Annotated in this window: 15 protein-coding genes and 1 pseudogene; 11 read left to right on the forward strand and 5 right to left on the reverse strand. The window is 67.4% G+C overall.

Translation table 11 applies throughout. The annotated features are described in order from the left end of the window. The first annotated feature begins 36 nt into the window (after positions 1 to 36). The 10 genes from RR1_RS21960 to RR1_RS13720 all read left to right on the forward strand — a co-directional run bounded on the left by RR1_RS21960 (position 37) and on the right by RR1_RS13720 (position 9,581). Positions 37 to 351: a hypothetical protein gene (locus RR1_RS21960; protein ID WP_143153841.1), complete on the forward strand. Its 315-nt coding sequence runs from the start codon at positions 37 to 39 to the stop codon at positions 349 to 351. Between the two features lie 321 nt (positions 352 to 672). Continuing rightward, positions 673 to 2,082: a tryptophan 2,3-dioxygenase gene (locus RR1_RS13680; RefSeq protein WP_010838067.1), complete on the forward strand. Its 1,410-nt coding sequence runs from the start codon at positions 673 to 675 to the stop codon at positions 2,080 to 2,082. A gap of 154 nt (positions 2,083 to 2,236) precedes the next feature. Beyond that, positions 2,237 to 3,526, forward strand: a complete 1,290-nt coding sequence (locus tag RR1_RS13685) for an aspartate aminotransferase family protein (protein WP_197736979.1) — start codon at positions 2,237 to 2,239, stop codon at positions 3,524 to 3,526. Then, positions 3,523 to 4,875, forward strand: coding sequence for an amidase family protein (locus RR1_RS13690; protein WP_010838069.1), 1,353 nt, complete (start codon positions 3,523 to 3,525; stop codon positions 4,873 to 4,875). Before RR1_RS13685 ends, RR1_RS13690 begins: the two co-directional genes overlap by 4 nt. A 160-nt stretch (positions 4,876 to 5,035) precedes the next feature. Beyond that, a complete protein-coding gene (locus RR1_RS13695) occupies positions 5,036 to 6,223 on the forward strand; it encodes a pyridoxal phosphate-dependent aminotransferase (RefSeq protein WP_338010967.1) in 1,188 nt (395 codons plus the stop codon). Between the two features lie 25 nt (positions 6,224 to 6,248). Then, the gene (locus RR1_RS13700) at positions 6,249 to 7,382 is read left to right on the forward strand and encodes a DegT/DnrJ/EryC1/StrS family aminotransferase (protein WP_255312195.1); all 1,134 of its coding nucleotides are present in this window, start codon (positions 6,249 to 6,251) and stop codon (positions 7,380 to 7,382) included. 278 nt (positions 7,383 to 7,660) lie between these two features. Continuing rightward, positions 7,661 to 7,957 (forward strand): hypothetical protein, encoded by a 297-nt coding sequence (locus tag RR1_RS13705; protein WP_010838073.1) that lies wholly within the window; start codon positions 7,661 to 7,663, stop codon positions 7,955 to 7,957. A gap of 283 nt (positions 7,958 to 8,240) precedes the next feature. After that, positions 8,241 to 8,783, forward strand: coding sequence for an HNH endonuclease (locus RR1_RS13710; protein ID WP_010838075.1), 543 nt, complete (start codon positions 8,241 to 8,243; stop codon positions 8,781 to 8,783). A 25-nt stretch (positions 8,784 to 8,808) separates the two neighbouring features. Beyond that, a complete protein-coding gene (locus tag RR1_RS13715) occupies positions 8,809 to 9,072 on the forward strand; it encodes a WhiB family transcriptional regulator (RefSeq protein ID WP_010838076.1) in 264 nt (87 codons plus the stop codon). Between the two features lie 77 nt (positions 9,073 to 9,149). Continuing rightward, a complete protein-coding gene (locus RR1_RS13720; protein WP_010838077.1) occupies positions 9,150 to 9,581 on the forward strand; it encodes a VOC family protein in 432 nt (143 codons plus the stop codon). Positions 9,582 to 9,610: 29 nt separating this feature from the next. Here RR1_RS13720 and RR1_RS13725 read toward each other — a convergent pair whose 3' ends face one another. Next, positions 9,611 to 10,045: a nuclear transport factor 2 family protein gene (locus RR1_RS13725; RefSeq protein WP_040772994.1), complete on the reverse strand. Its 435-nt coding sequence runs from the start codon at positions 10,043 to 10,045 to the stop codon at positions 9,611 to 9,613. 109 nt (positions 10,046 to 10,154) lie between these two features. Here RR1_RS13725 and RR1_RS13730 point away from each other — a divergent pair, with 109 nt between their 5' ends. Continuing rightward, a complete protein-coding gene (locus tag RR1_RS13730) occupies positions 10,155 to 10,628 on the forward strand; it encodes a MarR family winged helix-turn-helix transcriptional regulator (protein WP_010838079.1) in 474 nt (157 codons plus the stop codon). Positions 10,629 to 10,656: 28 nt separating this feature from the next. Here RR1_RS13730 and atzF read toward each other — a convergent pair. The 4 genes and pseudogenes from atzF to RR1_RS13750 form a co-directional block, all read right to left on the reverse strand. Beyond that, positions 10,657 to 12,368 (reverse strand): annotated as a pseudogene (gene atzF / locus RR1_RS13735) (allophanate hydrolase). Then, the gene (uca, locus tag RR1_RS13740) at positions 12,365 to 15,952 is read right to left on the reverse strand and encodes an urea carboxylase (protein WP_010838082.1); all 3,588 of its coding nucleotides are present in this window, start codon (positions 15,950 to 15,952) and stop codon (positions 12,365 to 12,367) included. The pseudogene atzF and the gene uca overlap by 4 nt, the downstream one beginning before the upstream one ends. Then, complete coding sequence (locus RR1_RS13745) at positions 15,945 to 16,565, reverse strand: urea amidolyase associated protein UAAP2 (protein ID WP_010838083.1); 621 nt, start codon at positions 16,563 to 16,565, stop codon at positions 15,945 to 15,947. The genes uca and RR1_RS13745 overlap by 8 nt, the downstream gene beginning before the upstream one ends. Further along, positions 16,562 to 17,431: an urea amidolyase associated protein UAAP1 gene (locus RR1_RS13750; RefSeq protein ID WP_010838084.1), complete on the reverse strand. Its 870-nt coding sequence runs from the start codon at positions 17,429 to 17,431 to the stop codon at positions 16,562 to 16,564. Before RR1_RS13750 ends, RR1_RS13745 begins: the two co-directional genes overlap by 4 nt. Between the last annotated feature and the right edge of the window lie 46 nt (positions 17,432 to 17,477).

A 17,477-nucleotide genomic window follows, 5' to 3' on the forward strand; every position in this document is an offset into this window, starting at 1 on the left:
GCCGATATCCACAGGGAGACAGTGATGAAACGAATCATGACCACAGCTCGCCTCGGCATCGTGGCGGCAGCTGCTGCAGCGGGAGCGCTCACGTTGTCGCCTGCCACAGTGAGTGCCCAGCCTGCGCCGGCGAACTACATCTGCGCCAGTGGCACCACGATCCTCGGGGGCACGGCCATCGCATTGAGCGGGTGCAACAACGGCGCTATATCCCTCCGCCCTGCCGCTGTCACCGTCCGGGAACTGACGGACCTCGCCGGCAACACCGTCTTCTATCGCGGAGTGTGCGGATCCGTGGTGGCCACCGTGCCGGGCGTGCCGTTGGCAGCGGTGAACTGCCTGAATCTCTGATCCCCTCGCCACACGCAATCGAAAAGGGTTGCGTCGCAATGAATGTATCAACCTGACGCGCAGAGCGAACTCGTACGGCAGTACCGCACGCCCCACGTCGGGACACCCCATCTGCCACATAGGGCACGTCGGTCACAGAAATGCTGCACGAATGGTCACCGGTCCGGCGAGGGAATCCCCGAATAACACTGGTGTAGCCATTATTTCGTGCAGTTCGGGTTCCAGATTCCGACCCCGTCCGGGGTGTCCCGCGCGTAGCGTCACTGAAACGCCAAGTCCGGGACATCGATCACCGGCCCATCGCGATCCTTTCGGAGTGACATGACCTCAGTTCTGTCGATCGACCCGCATGTCCGGACCGAGATCGAGGAATGGTACGAACGCTATCTACAACAACCTCACGACGATCTCGGGAGATCCGGACCCGTCTGCCCCTTCGTCGGCCCGTCGACCGCGGCTGGAGCAATGCGCTTCGAGCAGCTCGAACTCGGCGAGGACGTGTCCGTCACCGATATCGCGACCGCCATGGAGCGGCAACTGGAACGGTTTCCGACGCTGCAGTGGCCCGAGGGGAAGGACGGAGTTGCGGCGCTCGTGACCGTCGTCGATCTCCCGCCCTCTCGGTTACCTCTGCTGGACGAAGCTCAACGCATCACCAAGACGACTGCTGTCGAGCGTGGCCTCATGCTGGGGCAGTTCCACCCCGAGTGCCCGGAGCCCGCCGAGCGGAACCCCGAGTTCGAGGTCTCCCTGTCGCCTGTTCCCTTGTTCGTGGTGCGCAACATGGCACTTCACGACATTCTCTTCCTCCACTCCGACCCGACATGCTTTCGCCATTACGACGAGCGGTTCGGCGACAGGTACACCGGCACCTCGGTCGGCAAGGTCGACGACAGGTACACCGCCCTCTACGAGAACGCGATGCGCACCACCGCAGCGACCGGTTCCGAGTACATCGACTACCAGAGCATCGATGTTCTTCTGTCACTCCAGAATCCGCACACGAGGCAGCCCGCCGAGATGACGTTCTATCTAGCGGGGCAAGCGAAAGAACTCATGTTCAAGATGGTGTACGAGCTCGGTCGCCACGTGCGCCTCGCTCTCGTGCAGGACGAGTCGGACGCCGCGTGTTCGCTACTGTTTCGCGCCTCACGGGCGATGCGGTGGCTCGAGGGCGCGTGGGACGTCCTGGCGACACTGTCCCCGATGGAGTTCGAGAGCTTCAGGCCCAGCCTCGGCAACGCCTCGGGGATCGATTCCTACATGTACCGGATGGTCGAGTTCTCGCTCGGCAACAAGTCCACGAGGATGCTCGCCCGCTACGACGGACTCTCGGGAGTGTCCGAACAGGTTCACCGAGCGTTCAACGAATCGAGCATCTACGACGAAGCAATCGCGCATCTGACACGTCAAGGGTGGATGACCGGCGCCGGTCCGGCGGAAGTCCAGCTCGGTTGGCGGACGATCTACAGCCGGTGCGGGCCCGACACGAAGGAATTCCGGCTTGCGGAGGCGCTGATGGAGTTCGCGTACGCGTTCGCCCGTTGGCGCGCCGTCCATCTCCTCGTCGTGGAACGCACGATCGGGTGGAAGCCCGGCACCGGCGGAACTGAAGGTGTCGACTGGCTGCGCCGAGTAGCAGAACACCGCATTTTTCCCGAACTGTGGTCTGCCCGGGATTCTCTCGGAGCATCGTCGGTGAACCGGTCGCCACAATGCCCCTTCGCGTAGCAGACCACCCGACCCGAAGCACGGAAGGGACGGCATGACCAGTCCGCACCCGATCGACCGTTCCATCACCGCCGAGTACACGGAGCGAACTCCACGCTCGCAGGAGGCATTCGCGCGAGCGTGCAGGTCACTGCCCGGCGGAGACACCCGAACCATGACGAGCTACAAGCCCTATCCGACGTACTTCGCCGAGGGTCGTGGCGGGAGGCTCACCGATCTCGACGGGAACGAGTATCGGGACTTCCTCGCGAACTACGGCGCGCTGGTTCACGGACACGACCACCCGGCGCTGACGGAGGCCACCACGAGACAACTCGCCCGCGCGAGCGCTCCAGGAGGCCCCACGCCGCTTCAGTACGAGCATGCCGAACGACTGATCGCACGAGTGCCGTCACTGGAGCGAGTCCGCTACTGCAACTCGGGTACGGAAGCGACCATGTGGGCGATCAGAACAGCCCGGGCGTTCACCGGACGCGACCTCGTGATCAAGATGGACGGCGGTTATCACGGCACCCACGACTGGGCGGAGGTGAGTCCCTTCATCACGGGCGGGACCGCCGTCCCCCAGAACCTGTCGGGGCTGCCGGACGCGCAGCTCCCTCGTGGAATTCCATCCGTGGTCGCGGACTGCGTCTGTGCAGTGCCCATCAACGACCTCGACGTGATCGAGAGAGTCTTCGAGGAGCGTGGCGAGGAGATCGCCTGTGTGATCGTCGAACCGATGATGGGTGTCGCAGGGGGGATACGAGCCCGGCCGGAGTACCTCGAGCGGCTTCGGTCACTGTGCACCCGTGACGGCGCCCTGCTCGTGTTCGACGAGTGCGTCACGTTCCGGCTGGGAACCTGGCAGGCCCGCTTCGGGCCGGTACCCGACCTGACGACGCTGAGCAAGATCATCGGCGGCGGCCTTCCCATCGGTGTCTTCGGCGGAAGGCGTGACGTCATGGACATCTTCGATCCGCAGGGCGACGCTCCCGTCTACCACGCGAGCGCGTTCGGGGCGAACAGTGCATCGCTTGCGGCCGGCTGCGCTGCACTGGACCACTTCTCGGGCGAAGACATCGACGACCTGGAGCGAAAGGGAAATCGACTCCGCGGCTTGCTGGAGGAGGAGGCGTCCGCGATCGGCATCGCAGCGACAGCGGTCGGCCAGGGGTCGCTGACGTACTTCCACTTCGGAACCGGCGATCCGCGCAACGCTGCCGAGACCACGAAGCGGCGCGAAGGACGTGAGCCATTGCGGGCGCTGGTCCACCTTGCGCTGCTCAATCGCGGTTTCGCCACGGCGAAGCACGGCTTGATCTGTGTCAGCATCCCGACGACCGACACCGACATCGACCGGTTCGCACGGGCCTACGGTTCCGTCCTCGAGGAACTCCGCCCCATCGTCGAAGAACATCACCCCGAGCTGATTCGCGACCATCACAGCAGTGTGGCGGTATGACCGGCCTTGGGTCGCCTCGGACGCTGGCTGAATTTCGCTCCTTTGCAGGGACATACGGCTGGGATGCCGTACTGGGACTCCTCGCGTCTCGCGCCGCCGACGCCCGGTTCGAGAACGCCCTCGTGACACCCCTGTCCAGGACGGCGCGCACATCGGCCGACGCGTTTCCGCTGGTCGTGAAGGACAACATCGACGTAGCGGGTGCGGTCACGTCTGCGGGAACTCCCGCATTGGCCGACAACATCGTGCTCTCCGACGCTCCTGTGGTGAGCACATTGGAGGAGGCCGGGGCAGCCGTCGTCGCGAAGACGAACATGCACGAACTCGCCTACGGTGTCACCGGCGCCAACCGGCACTACGGGGACGTCGTCGATACCCGGTCGAGAACGCTTGCAGGCGGCAGTAGTTCGGGTACCGCGGCCGCCGTTGCGGACGGACTGGCACCGGTGGGCCTGGGCACGGATACGGGCGGCTCCGTCCGGATACCGGCCGCGCTGTGCGGTCTTGCAGGATTCCGACCCGGCCCCGGACGGTACTCCACACGCGGCGTTCTCGTGATCAGCCCGACCCGCGACACCGTCGGTGTGATCGCGCATACGGTGGCAGACATAGCCACCGTCGACCGAATCCTCGCGCCCGGCAGGCCGAGAGCCACGGGGGTGAAGCCCGATCGCATTCGGCTCCTATGCCCACTCGCGAACTGGTATCGATGCGCCGCCGACGTGCAGAACGGGCTCGACACGATCAGGAGGGCTCTCGCTCAGGTAGTGGATATCGTCGACGTCGACCACATCGACGGTGCGGACGGCCTCCTGGAACGCGCGGCACTCCCTGTGCCGCTCTACGAAACACCGCAGGCGCTGCAGCGTTACCTGACAGAGCATCGCTCGTCACGGTCGGCACGGGATGTGCTCGGCGCACTGGCCTCGGCGGACGTCGCGGCGGTGCTCGAGCCCCTCCTCACACGGTCTGTCGTCTCGATGCGTGCGTACGACGACGCACTCGCGCATGCGGCGCGCGCCTCGGCCGCTGCCGCCGAACAGCTTCGGCGCCATGGCGCATTCGGCTTCCTCACTCCCACGGTTCCGGTCGTCGCCGTGCCGTCGGACACAACCCACTCGTTGTCGATCGATGGCAGGGATACGGATACCTTCACGGCGCTCATCGCCGATACGGCGCGGGCATCGGTCTTCGGCTGGCCTGCACTGAGTCAGCCTGTGGAACCGGAGCGGCGCTGCCCCTCTCTTCAGATCGACAGCCCCGCAGGTACGGATGAGGCGCTGCTGACGTTGGGGCGATCGATCGAACGTCTGTTGCGGGGTGAGGGCGACCGTGCAACTCTACGATGACATCGCCGAGAGCGACGCCGCACTCTCATCGCATCCCGACACGACGTTGATTCGGGCACTTCGTGATCGCGGATACCCCTCGAACGAAATCGTGTACCTCTCCCTCGGTGAGACCTGGGACTCGGTCGCTCCCGGACTCGTCGATTGCCTGCGCACCGCAGTGCCGAGATTCGCTCACGGATACACCCTGTCGCCCTACGGCCTGCCTGCGCTTCGGCATCGGCTTCACGAGATGGTCACCCGGGAGCACGAACTCGCCCGCCATGAGGGGCGGTACACGGTCGCGGTGAGCCAGGCCGGCACGCGTGGAACGATGGCCGACTTCGCGCGGCTGCTCCGCCGATTACCCGATCGCGGTTCCCCGGCCGGCACTCCCGTGGCCTTGATCCCCTCACCCGGCTGGGACTACGCGAGCCTCCTCGCCGCACAGGGGTATCGCGTGCTGGGATACCCGATCATCGACGAAGGCGGCAGGTTCGGGCCGGACATCGAGTCCGCCATCGACCTGCTTCGTTCCACCACAGCACACTCGCCCGTGCTGCTCGTCGTCAACGCTCAGCACAATCCCACCGGATGGGATTGGGGTCCTGATCGCGTGACCGCGCTGTTGCGCGCGGCATGCAGTCACAGAGCCAACGTAGTGATCGACGACGCCTACTACAGCGTGCACGATCCACACCGGCAACCGACGAACGCGTTGCTCACCCAACTCGACACTGCGGAGGACAACACGCATTGGCTCGCAGTACGGTCGCTGGGAAAGCAGTATCAAGCCAACGGCTGGGGTATCGGATCGATGGTCGGCCCCCCGGCGACTGTCGATCGGCTCGTCGAGAGCACTACCACGCGCTCGTACGGTTCGGCGATACCGCTGCAAGCTGCCATGTCCGACTGGATCGAAAACCACGAATCGCAACTGCACACAGAAGAATTCCGAGGCACGATCGCGGCGCATCGACTTCACGCGGCCACACGGCTGGCCGAGCTGCTTCCCGGTGAGGACATCGTCTCCCCGGGCGACTGCACCACCTACATGCGCGTGGCGGTTCCCACCCGTGAGGTACCGGAATCTGCCGCGGCAGCGCAGCTCATCCGGGACCGGTTCGTTCGCGAACTCGCCATGCGGACCGGTGTGGTCCTCGGTCGGGGGTCGATGACCGACGCGGTCGACGCGGAGACGCCTGGCGCCTCCCGTACCGCGTGGGTCCGAATGCACATCGGGGTGCCGCGTCATGTCCTCGACGAGGGCCTCGAGAGGATCGCCGGCTTCCTGGAGGGCTGGAACCCGTCCGGAGGTGATCGCGACGTACGCGGAACCTATTCCCGGACTATCGAATCACCGACCTGACGAGAGGCGAACCATGACAATCGATATGCCTACGCCGACGATCCCGGCGGAAGGACATGCGCGCAGAGTGTCCGCACTACGAGAAAGCCTTCATCGGCAGATGGACAGTGTGATCGATTCCGGTGCGTTCCACAACGGACCGTTCACGCAGAGGCTCGAGGGGATCTTCTCGGAATCGACCGGCGGCCGTACGGTTGCGGGCGCCTCCGGAACACAGTCTCTCACCGCCGCGATTCATGCCGCCGATCTCGAGGACGGCGCCGAGGTGATTCTTCCCGCGTCGACCTTCGTCTCGACCGCATTCGCGGTGGCCGACGCGGGTGCCATCCCTGTGTTCGTCGACGTGGATCCGGATACATACACCATCGATCCCGTCGCCGTCGAGCAAGCGATCACGCAGCGGACGCGCGCGATCGCAGTGGTCCATCTGTACGGCCACCCTGCGGACGTCGAAAGTATCAACGCGATAGCGAACACGCACGGACTGAAGGTCGTCGAGGACTGCGCACAGGCGTATGGAGCCAGCGACCGAGGTCACGCGGTCGGAACCGCCGGCGACTTCGCGTGCTTCTCCTTGTGGGTCGGAAAGACACTCGGAGGCCTCGGGGACGGCGGTGTCGTGGTGACTCGAAACGACGACGACGCCGACCGGATTCGCCACCTGTTCAATGTCGGTCGCTCACCGGACGACCGATACCTCCATACGACGTACGGATTCCGGGCGAGGATGGCCGAGATCGATGCAGCCGCAGCCGTCCTCGAGGCCGAGCACTCGAACGACTGGCGAGCTCGCCGTGACAGCATCGCGCGGCACTACATCGACGAGTTCGACGGGCTTCCGATCACGACACCACATGTGCGTGACGGCGTCGACCACGCCTGGTACAAGTTCGTCATCAGGGTGCCGGATCCCATGCGGCTGTCCGACACTCTCGCATCTCTCGGCATCCGTACCGAACAGGTCTATCCCAAACTCGTGCATCACCAACCTGCGTTTCGGGAGATCCCGCATCGAATCGGGCCCGTGTCGACCGCCGAGGAAATCAACGCTCACCATCTGTGCATTCCCGTCTACGCAGAACTCGAGGACGACGAAGTGGACCGAATCGTCACGGCGGTACATCAGCACTTCCGCACGGGCACAGTTCAGCGCCCGTGACGACGTGCTCGGCCGGCGGGGCTCGGGCCGGACGGAGTCCGGGCAGGAGGTCGGATGCGTCTATGGCGCGCTGCGCGAGGCCGAGAGCTCGGATCCCACCGCGGGTGCCGCTCGATCCTCGTGACACATGACCGCTGTCACAGTGCCCCGCGGTATGGACCGCGACACCGGCGCCGGAGGTAGTGTCTCGCAAGCGATCCGATTCGGATTATCGCGGTGCTGCACCCTCGTTCGCCTGAACGCACCGTGAACCGGTGGGCGTGTCACGAGGGGGGACCATGTACTCGAAGAAGCAGGCGGGACAACCGGCTCGGCTGCCCGCTGCGATGTGGGGGACCGTCGCGCTTGCCGTCGTGGCGTTGTCGCTCAGCGTCCTGCAGAAGCTGGACGTGATCGCCTGGGGCGACCCCTCGGCGTCGGGGGTCTTCGGCACGCTGGGCGCCGGCCTCGTCACGTACGTCTACGTCGAACGCAATCTCCCTGCCCGCTCCGAGGCCCTTCGCTACGTCGCAGCACTCACGGCTGCGGTGCTCATAGGAGCGACTGCGTGGTTCGTCGTCGAGCGAGTGCTCTGACGCCGACCTCCAGCACACAGCGCCGCGCATCGCGGCTCGAACCTGCGCGGCCGGAAAATACCTCACCGGCAGCGGCGAACCGTGACACACTCATGGCCCGACACCTCGGCGACGAACGGAAAGGACAGCGGATGTACGACGACACGCGCGCGCAACGGCCTCTCGGTTCGCTGATCCACCGACTGCCCTTCGGGATCGAAACACACCGAACCACAGCAGGATTCCACGTCGACTGACGCCCCGTCGCCCGGGGTGTCCATGCCCCGAGAGGTCGCCGACCGTCATGGCCCGCACGTCCCCCACCGCGATCACCGCACGCACCTGGATGAATACCCACGTGCGCGTCATCGGCGTCGCGTACGACGACATCGACGTCGTACCCGCCCCTCGCGCCATCGTCCTCGTGACGGAGGAACTCGCGGTCACCGTCGTCGAGCACAGCCCACGCTTCGTGGTGCGGTCTCAGCACGTCGCGATTCCCTTGCCCCACACCGTGCAGTTGGTGGACTACGTCCACGTACCGACGCGGCCCGTCGTCGACGACGATTCGCGGGCGACGTTCGCCGCGATCCTGGCGCGCGACCGGCACCGGTGCGCGTACTGCGGCCGCGGCGGGGCCCGCACCGTCGATCACGTTCACCCGAAGAGCCGCGGCGGCGGTGAGACCTTCGGCAACCTCGTCGCCGCGTGCGCGGCATGCAACGGCCGTAAAGCGAACCGGACTCCGGAGGAAGCCGGCATGCCGCTGCTCTGGGTGCCGCGTGCACCCCGTGACGACCACAAGCGTCAACGCGCCATCTGGCGCGAGTTGGCACCCGCACCCTGAACCGCCTCGAAAGGAGGCACAACCGATGACGACGACGATCCTCGAACTGCCTTCGTTCGACCGGGACGACCCCGAGTGGGAACTCGCGGCGTGCCGGGGCGATGCGCACCCGGACCGCTGGTTCCCGGATCCCTCCGAACCGTTCGAGTACGCGGCCGGAGTGTGCGGCCGGTGTCCGATCCTCGCGGAGTGCGGCGCGTTCGCGGCCGCCACTCTGCAGTCCGGCGTGTGGGGTGGACGCGAGTTTCGCCGCGGCCGCGTCGTACGCGGCTCCGCCGCTCGTGCGTGAGTTTCCGGCCTTTGGGCCGAAAGTCACGCACGAGCGCGAAGCGCCTCACAGGCCCGCAACGGTGTTATCCTGCGGCGATGTCCACGATCAGGCGGTTCGACGTGACCTTCGACTGCGCGAAACCTGCCCTCCTCGCGGCGTTTTGGTGCGAGGTGCTGGGGTACGTCGTACCGCCCGTGCCGGACGGATTCTCGTCGTGGGAGGACTACCACGACTCGCTGCCGCCCGAGGACGAGATCTACTTCTCGTGCACCGACCCCTCAGGCGTGGGTCCGCGTGTCCTCTTCCAACGAGTTCCCGAAGGGAAGGTCGCCAAGAACCGGGTGCATCTCGATGTACGCGTCGGCAAGGGACTCGTCGGCGACGAGCGACTGGCCGTGCTCGAGGCCGAATGCGCGCGCCTGAGCGCACTCGGCGCGACCCATGTACTGACGCAGCGCGCCGACGACGAGAACGAGTCGTGCATCACGATGCAGGACATCGAGGGCAACGAGTTCTGCCTCGACTGATTCGTGTCCGAGTATCGGCGCGACGTCCCTCACAGAACTCGTGCGAGCGGTGCGGTGAGCGCGATCGGCGTGATGTCGAGACTCGTGAATCGCCAACCACTCTCGGTTCGTCGCGCCCCGTAGCGATGAACGGCGGCGGCGATGGCCTCCGACTCGTCGTCGATCACGAAGACGGCGAGGTCGTGGGCACGCACGGTCGCCGTGTCGCCGTCCACGTCGACGACGAGGTTCGATTTGCTGTGCATCCGGCGGCTGTAAGCGTCGTGCCCGGCCCGGGCGAGCGCCACGAGCCCGTCCAGCCCGGTGGCCGTGCCGCGAGGTGAGCGCACGACCACATCCGTGGTGAACAGCCGGTCGCTCTCGTCGTACCGCGCCTCGTCGAGCCAGACGCTGTGGCGAGCGACGAGGTCGGTGAGCTCGCTGCGATCCGTCAGCGAGCGGAGCAAGTCTTCTCGGTCGGACATGACGACTCCTCGTCGGCATCGAGTGAGCATTGCATTAGGAGCACTAACATTAGTTCCACTAGCGACCTTAGAAGGTTAGTGCCACTAATGCAATGGGTAGAGTGCGAGCATGCCGACGGACGACGACCTGCGTTTCGACGACGGCGAAGCGACGCCGCAGCGCCTGCGAGGGCAACTGTCGCGGCTTCTCGGCCTCACCGCGGCCCAGACGCACCGCGTCGCCGGAGACGCCCTCGGAGCGGTGGGCGCGCACAAGGACCACTTCATCTCCCTCGCCGCACTCGACGAGTTCGGGCCGCTCAGCCAGGCGAAACTCTCGTCCCACACGAGGATCTACACGAGCGACCTCGTCGCCGTCCTCGCTCGGCTCGAACAGGACGGCTACGTGAGCCGCGCGCCTGATCCCGCCGACAAGCGGCGCAACGTCGTGACCATCACCGATCGGGGCCGAACCCGCCTCACCGAACTCGACGGCATCCTGGCCGTCGTCAACGAGCGCATCCTGGCGCCACTCGAACAGGCCGAGCGGGCGCAACTCTTCGACCTGTTGCGACGCATAGGCGGCTCCGCCGCTCGTGCGTGAGTTTCCGGTCTCTGGACCGGAAACTCACTCACGAGCGCAAAGCGCCCAGGTATGCCCGCCAGCCGCCGTATTCGGTGATGTCGACGGCAGCCGCTGCCGCATCCGCCGCACACCCGAAGCCCACGACCCACGTTCCGTCGCCGCCCGTGCCATCGTCGAGTTCGACGGCGCCGAGGTTCATCGGCGCCGGCAGTGCCGCGAGGAATCGACCCAACGCGCCGTCGGACAGATGCCAGATCTCGCCTTCGATCACGGCGCCCGAGTCCACCCGCGTGAGCCCCGGCTTGGCGGGCACGGTGTCGAGCGCACTCAGCCGGTAGCGCGGCGCGGTACGCGCAGCACCACCCCACCGCGCCCCGAGAGCGGTGAGCTGCCCCTCGAGCGGCTGGCCACGCAGGTGAGCACCGACGACGAACAGCGCCGTGGACGACGCACCCGCCACCTCGGGCCATGGTCGATCGGGACGCGGCAGCGGACCCGACGCCTCGGCCGCCGCCACACTGCGCGGTGCGACGACGACGCGGCGCGCGAGATCCAGCGCGACGGCATCGTGAAACGCCCGGGCCACGACCGTCACACCGAACTGGGCTTCACCCGCGTCGCCCTCGTCGACGACTCCGGCCGGAACCGCGACCCCGCACATGTCGAGCAGATTGCAGAAGTTCGTGTACGTCCCGACGCGCGAGTTCGCGGCGACGGGCTCGGCGGCCACCTCCGCACGCGTGGGCTGGAACGGTGCGGTCGGAACGAGAAGAGCATCGAAACCCGCTATGAGGCGGTCACATTCGCTCGCGAGCGCGTCGAGACGGACACGGTCACGAACGTAGGCAGAGCCCGACACGTCGCCCGCTGCCGTCACGATCGCTCCGACCGTCGGATCGACGACCTCGGGGTTGCGGTCGACGAACTCACCGACCGCGGCGTGCCTTCGGCGACGAGCGCGCCGTCGTACAGCAGACGTGCCGCCTCCAGGAAGGGGCCGAACTCGATCGGCTCGACAGCGACGCCACCGTCGCGGAACCGTTGCACCACAGCGTCGAATGCTTCGGCCCAGCCCGCCGCCATCGCGGGCAGTTCCGCCGGAACCGCGATGCGCGCGTGCTCGGGAGCGGCGAGCGGTACGTTCGCCGGCCACGCACGAGTCCCCGGCCCTCCCGCCATCGCCGCCGTCGCCGCGTCGGCCGTGTCGACATCGCGCGCCATGATCGTCACGGCGTCCCACGACGGGCATGCGGGCACGACACCCTCCGTCGAGACGACACCCAGCGTCGGCTTGATCCCGACCAGCCCCTGGAACGCGGCGGGAACCCGCCCGGAGCCCGCCGTGTCGGTCCCGATCGCGATATCGGCGGCACCGAGTGCGACGGCGACGGCCGGCCCCGAACTCGAACCGCCCGAGACGAAGTCGGGCCGCCGCGCGTCGCGGACACCTCCGTACGGGCTGCGTTGCCCGACGAGACCCGTCGCGAACTGATCGAGGTTCGTGACGCCGACGACGGTTGCTCCGGCGCCCCGCAGCCTCGCCACAGCGGGCGCATCCGCCTCCGCGGGGTCCGAGGCATACGCGGGACATGCTGCGGTCGTAACGAACCCGGCGACGTCGACGTTGTTCTTCACCGCGAGACGAAGACCGGCGAGCGGACCCTGTGCCGCCCTCCGGTCGCCCTCGATCTCGGCATCGGTGCGCGCCGCGAGGAACACCTCGGGCCGGCTGCGGACCACGTCGTCGACGGGGCTCACTGCGCCACCGGCCCGAGCACGACGAGCGGATCTCCCGCATCGACCTGCGCCGCAGGCGCGGCGGCAACGGACGTCACGACGCCGCTCGCGGGAGCAGTGATCGCCGTTTCCATCTTCATCGCTTCGAGCACCACGAGCTGCTGGCCCTCCTCGACCGTATCGCCTTCTGCCACATCGACCTTCCACACGTTCGAGGTGAACGGGGCGTCCACTCGGACGCCGCCGTCGGGAACGACGACGTCCTCCACCGCGACCGGAATCGCCGCAGCGGCGGACTCCGCGCGATCGAACTCACCGGCACGCTCCCACGCCTGCCGCTCCGCCTCGAACGCCGTCGACTGCCGTTCCCGGAACTGCGCGATCGACGCGGCGTTGTCGGCCAGGAAGCGCTCATGCTCGGCGAGCGAGAAGCTGCCCTCCGTCACCTCGAGTTCGCGACGGCCCGCCGCGACATCGGCGCGCATGTCGAGCAGTTCGTCGGGTGACACCGGATACCAGCTGATGCGATCGAAGAACCGGAGCAGCCACGGATTTTCGTCCGGTCGCGGATGCGTACGCCACACCTGCGTCGTTCTGCCGACGAACTGGTAGCCGCCGGGGCCCTCCATACCGTAGACGCACAGGTACGCGCCGCCGATGCCGACCGAGTTCTCCGCGGTCCACGTCCTGGCGGGGTTGTACTTCGTCGTCACGAGCCGGTGGCGCGGATCGAGCGGCGTCGCCACCGGCGCGCCGAGGTAGACATCACCCAGTCCGAGAACGAGATACGACGCGTCGAACACCGTCCGGTAGACGTCGTCGACCGTGTCGAGTCCGTTGATCCGACGGATGAACTCGATGTTCCAGGGGCACCACGGCGCGTCGTCGCGGACACCCGCCATGTAGCGCTCGATCGCCTCGCGCGTCGCCGGATCGTCCCAGCTGAGCGGCAGTCGCACCTCGCGGCTCGGGACGACGAGATCCCGTGCCGCGGGCAGGGAATGCTCCAGTTCGATCAGCAGATCGAGGAGCTTCGCCTGCGACAGGACGTCCGGGTCGACGTGCACCTGGAGCGACCGGATTCCGGGCGTGAGATCGAGGATGCCGCGAATCCGCTGTTCCGCCAGTGCGGTGTGGAGTGCGTGAACCCGGGCGCGGAGCGCGAGATCGAGCACGATGTCGCCGTACTCGACCAGGATGGCGTCGTCGCCCTGACGTCGGTACGTGACGGCGGGAGCCTCGGCACCGCCTCCCGCCTCGCCGTCGATCCGGCGCAGGACGCCGTCGTCGCCCGCTGCACCGAGTCCCGCGGTGGCGATTCGCCGGCGGTCCGTCGCGGGAACGAACGACAGCGTGTCGCCCGGACGCAGCTGGCCGAGCTTCCAGCGATCGGCCGTCACCACCGTGACAGGGCAGACGAATCCGCCGAGGCTGGGGCCGTCGGGACCGAGCAGAATCGGTGTGTCGCCGGTGAAGTCGAGCGCGCCGATCGAGTAGGCGTTGTCGTGGATGTTCGACGGATGCAGCCCCGCCTCCCCGCCGTCACGACGCGCCCACTCCGGTTTCGGCCCGACGAGCCGCACACCCGTGCGCGCCGAGTTGAAGTGGACCTCGTAGCGGGACGCATAGAGGGTCTCGATGTCGCTGCGCGTGAAGAACTCCGGCGCACCGTGCGGCCCTTCCGCGACGGTCAGTTCCCAGTGCGCCGGGAACGACGGACGCTGTGCGGGGTCGACAGGCCCGTCCGGTGCGCGGTCGTGCTCGCGCGGCCGGAGAACGTCACCCGGCCGCAACGCACGGCCACCGTGACCCCCGAACTTGCCGAGCGTGAACGTCGCTGCGCTCCCCAGGTAGTCGGGGACGTCGAGACCGCCGGCGAACGCGATGCAGGTGCGCAGACCCGCCGACGCCTCCCCCACCGACAGCCGGGCACCCTCGGGCACCAGTACCGGTTCCCACTGCGCGACGGCACCACCGTCGACGGTGACGGTCGCAGGCGCGCCCGCGACACAGACCCACGTGGCATGGCTGAACACGAGTTCCGGCCCGCCCGAGGTGCATTCGAGGCCCGGCGCGTTCTCGTCGTTGCCGAGAGATCGGTTGGCGAGCCGCAACGAGCGATCGTCCATCGCGCCCGACGGGGGAACGCCGACCTGCCAGTATCCGACCCGGCCGTCGGCGTCCTGCACCGTCGTGAGCAACCCCGGACGGGCGACCGTGATGCGGGGCTCCGGATCGCCGAGGTCGACGAGGGTGCGGGTCGTGTGCTCGGCCGCCGCGAAAGCGGGCAGGGCCACTGCAGCGCGCAGCATCCCGAGATTGACCTCGATGCCGTCGATTCGCGTGTCGGCCAGGGCATCCGCCAGACCAGCGACCGCGGCCGTGCGGTCGGCGCCCGTCACGATCACCTTCGCGAGAAGCGGGTCGTAGGCCGTCGGGACGTCCGTTCCGGTCCGTGCCCACGAATCGACACGCACGCCTTCACCCGACGGGTAACGTGCGCACGTCACGACGCCCGCGCTCGGCCGGAAGTCGGCAGCGGGATCCTCGGCGTACACGCGCGCCTCGACGGCGTGCCCCGCTACAGGGACCTCGTCGCCGTACTCGGCGAGGAAGCCGGTGTCACCGCCGGCAGCCCGCAGCATCCATTCGACGAGATCGACTCCCGTCACCGCCTCGGTGACGGGGTGCTCGACCTGCAACCGCGCGTTGACCTCGAGGAACGAGGCCTCGCCACGCTGCGGGTCGTAGACGAATTCGACAGTGCCGGCAGAGCGGTAGTTCATCGACGAGGCGAGTCGGCGTGCCGATGCGGCGAGTTCCGTCCGCACCTCGTCCGGCAGCGCCGGGGCCGGCGCCTCCTCGACGACCTTCTGGTTGCGACGCTGCAGCGAGCAGTCGCGGTCGCCGAGCGAGACGACACGCCCCGCGCCGTCGCCGAACACCTGTACCTCGACATGGCGGGCGTTCTCGACGTAGCGCTCCGCGAAGACGCCGCCGGAGCCGAAGCTGCGCATCGCGAGCCCCACGACGCTCTCGTACGCATCGCGCACTTCGTCGTCGGTGCGGCACACCGACATACCGATGCCGCCGCCACCGCCCGTCGCCTTGAGCATCACCGGGTAGCCGACGGCGCGGGCCTCGGTCACCGCGGTGTCCGCGTCGGGGAGCAGCCCGGTGCCCGCGAAAACGGGCACTCCCGCCGCCACCGCGGCCGCGCGGGCGGTGTGCTTGTCGCCGAAGGCACACAGCGCGTCCGGCGTAGGCCCGACGAAGGCCAGCCCTGATCCTTCGACCGCGGACGCGAAATCGGCGTCTTCCGAGAGAAATCCGTATCCGGGATGAATCGCATCGGCGCCGCTCGACTTGGCCGCGGAGAGCACGGCCTCGACGTTCAGATACGACTCCGCCGGGGCAGTCGCTCCGAGCGAGACCGCGTCGTCCGCCATCGCGACATGCGCGGCCCCACGGTCCGCCTCGGAGAAGACCGCGACCGTGCGAATTCCGAGGCGCTTCGCGGTACGGATGACGCGGCACGCGATCTCGCCGCGGTTGGCGACGAGCAGAGTACGGACAGGACGTGGGTTCTCGAGAGACTCAGGCACCGGAATACACCACCATCTCGGCACGGCTCGGGTCGAAACCGTTGCACGGGTTGTTGATCTGAGGACAGTTGGACACGATCACGAGGGTGTCCTTCTCGGCGCGCATCGACACCGACAGTCCTGGAGCGGAGATACCGTCCACGATGCCCAGCGTCCCGCTCTCCTCGACGGGAACGTTCATGAACCAGTTGACGTTCGAGACCTGGTCGCGCTTACCCATGCCATATCGGCCCAGCTCGGCGAGGAAGTTGTCGGCACATCCGTGCTGCGAGTACGTGTGGTGGCCGTAACGCAGTGTGTTCGACTCGCGCGAGCACGCACCGCCCAGCGTGTCGTGGCGACCGACGTCGTCGGAGACGATCGTGAGCAGCGGGTCGTATTCGTTGTCCCGCAGCACGCTTCCGGTCGTGAGGTAGACGCTCGGCTGCGCCTGGAGCGTGGCCTGGGCGCTGTAGGCACGCGAATGATCGTGCGCGTCGTACGCCAGGAAGTCGACGGCCTGATTCGCGTCGAGATCCACGATGGACAGGACTTCACCCGCCGCGATCACCCTGCTCCACGGGGCCCGCGGTGCGACGGTCTCGCGGAAGTTCTCGGTTCCGAAGCGGCTCATGCGATTCCCCTGCTCATGCGGTAGTCGACGGTGTTCTCGTAGGCGCGGCGTCCCTCCGGGGTCGCCGACCACTGCGGGTCGTCCGGGGTCGTCGTCCGCTCGCGCCACCCGAGGATTTCGATCGGGCTGCACGTGTACTCGTCGCGCGGATCCAGCGGGTGCGCCGCGTTGGCGACGAGCATCACGACCGGGAGTTCGGTGCGCAGCGTCACGGACGCTCCGGCGCCGGCGGAGCCCGTCCACTGCGGGTGCCCTTCACCGTCGATGCGCACTCCCTGGAACAACGACGCCGTCGGGGGAAGATCCCGTCTCCCGAGCCCGTTCTTGGCCGCGGCGACCGCGAGCAACTCGCGCCCCGCGGGGCTCGGGCCCTGAATCTGCCCGTCTCCGTACCGTTCTTCGTTGCGAGCTCTCGACGATGCGCCGTAGATCAGATCGTGCCGCTGCGAGTCGTCGCCGACGATCGTCGCGAGCACCCGCGCCTGGTCACTCAGCAGGAGATAGCCCTCGTCTGCGTACACCTGCCACTGGATCTTCACGGTGTCGGCCACGTTCAGCCGTTCCCAGGGCGCGTCCGCGTTGAACAGCACCAGCGACGCGCATGCGTCGCCGTCGAGATCGGTGAGGCGCACGCACGTACCCGCCGCCAGTACGCGATGGGCGTAGCCGCCACCCGGAATCCGGTCGCTCCACAGCACATCGTCGCCGGTCACGCCGTCGGGTAGCGATTCGGCGCGCGAGGCCGGCACCGTCGGCGCCGTGTGGACGACAGTCCCCTCCTGCGCCCGCGCGTGCGATCGCGCGCCCTCGGTCGTGCTCGTGGCACTCTCGGACGCGGTAGCGATTCCCGGTACGTCGATGCTCATTGCATCCTCCCGCCGTCTTTTCGTTCGGTTGACAGAAATTGAACGC

Source organism: Rhodococcus rhodnii NBRC 100604 (assembly GCF_001894925.1).
Lineage (GTDB): Bacteria > Actinomycetota > Actinomycetes > Mycobacteriales > Mycobacteriaceae > Rhodococcus_F > Rhodococcus_F rhodnii.

Coding starts and splice junctions, on each gene's coding strand:
- RR1_RS13725 (WP_040772994.1), bottom strand. CDS start 10,045: ATGTCCGACCGAGAAGACTTGCTCCGCTCGCTGACGGATCGCAGCGAG.
- RR1_RS13745 (WP_010838083.1), bottom strand. CDS start 16,565: ATGAGCCGCTTCGGAACCGAGAACTTCCGCGAGACCGTCGCACCGCGG.
- RR1_RS13705 (WP_010838073.1), top strand. CDS start 7,661: ATGTACTCGAAGAAGCAGGCGGGACAACCGGCTCGGCTGCCCGCTGCG.
- RR1_RS13700 (WP_255312195.1), top strand. CDS start 6,249: ATGCCTACGCCGACGATCCCGGCGGAAGGACATGCGCGCAGAGTGTCC.
- RR1_RS13750 (WP_010838084.1), bottom strand. CDS start 17,431: ATGAGCATCGACGTACCGGGAATCGCTACCGCGTCCGAGAGTGCCACG.
- RR1_RS13730 (WP_010838079.1), top strand. CDS start 10,155: ATGCCGACGGACGACGACCTGCGTTTCGACGACGGCGAAGCGACGCCG.
- RR1_RS13680 (WP_010838067.1), top strand. CDS start 673: ATGACCTCAGTTCTGTCGATCGACCCGCATGTCCGGACCGAGATCGAG.
- RR1_RS21960 (WP_143153841.1), top strand. CDS start 37: ATGACCACAGCTCGCCTCGGCATCGTGGCGGCAGCTGCTGCAGCGGGA.
- RR1_RS13710 (WP_010838075.1), top strand. CDS start 8,241: ATGGCCCGCACGTCCCCCACCGCGATCACCGCACGCACCTGGATGAAT.
- RR1_RS13685 (WP_197736979.1), top strand. CDS start 2,237: ATGACGAGCTACAAGCCCTATCCGACGTACTTCGCCGAGGGTCGTGGC.
- RR1_RS13715 (WP_010838076.1), top strand. CDS start 8,809: ATGACGACGACGATCCTCGAACTGCCTTCGTTCGACCGGGACGACCCC.
- RR1_RS13720 (WP_010838077.1), top strand. CDS start 9,150: ATGTCCACGATCAGGCGGTTCGACGTGACCTTCGACTGCGCGAAACCT.
- RR1_RS13690 (WP_010838069.1), top strand. CDS start 3,523: ATGACCGGCCTTGGGTCGCCTCGGACGCTGGCTGAATTTCGCTCCTTT.